The sequence below is a fragment of the Mediterraneibacter sp. 210702-DFI.3.120 genome, from assembly GCF_020561005.1.
Taxonomy (GTDB): Bacteria; Bacillota; Clostridia; order Lachnospirales; family Lachnospiraceae; genus Mediterraneibacter; species Mediterraneibacter faecis.
In genome coordinates, this window is sequence record NZ_JAJCNG010000071.1 from 1 (window position 1) to 687 (window position 687).

Genomic DNA, 687 nt, shown 5'->3' on the forward strand with positions numbered 1-687 from the left:
TTAGCTGTCTGCTCTGATGCCGTTAAGTATAAGAACATCAATAAGAGTCAGAAAGTAAAGAAACTAGAAAAACAGAAACGTAGATTACAGCGTAGTATCTCTCGTTCTTACGAGAAAAATAAGAAAGGGGAAAGTTACTGTAAAACAAATAATGTAATCAAAAAGGAAAAACTTTTATTAAAACGAAATCACAGATTAACAAACATCCGTAAAAACTATTTGAATCAGACCATATCTGAGATCGTAAATCGAAAGCCAAGATTTATTTGTATTGAAGATTTGAATGTCAGCGGAATGATGAAAAATAGACATTTATCCAAAGCAGTACAGGAACAAAGATTTTTTAGGTTTAGACAACAGCTTGAATACAAATGCAATGATAAAGGGATCCAGCTTATTGTGGCTGATCGGTTTTATCCATCATCAAAGCTTTGCAGCTGCTGTGGAAACATCAAAAAAGATTTGAAGTTATCTGACAGGGTTTATAGATGTGAATGTGGGAATATGATTGACAGAGATTTCCAGGCATCTATAAATCTCAAGGCTTATGGAGAACGATTTGCAAGCTAACACTGAAACGTTAATGCAAATATGTACGGATACGTTAGTCCGGAATTTACGCCTATGGAGAGTACAAGAACTTGTGAGTAGATAGATATTTATATCATCAAAAGCATACTCGTTGAA

At 34.1% G+C, this 687-nt stretch carries 1 protein-coding gene; it reads left to right on the forward strand.

Annotation, left to right across the window (positions count from 1 at the left end):
• A partial coding sequence (locus tag LI162_RS15230; protein WP_226901505.1) for an RNA-guided endonuclease InsQ/TnpB family protein occupies positions 1-570 on the forward strand: 570 nt, incomplete at its 5' end.
• Between the last annotated feature and the right edge of the window lie 117 nt (positions 571-687).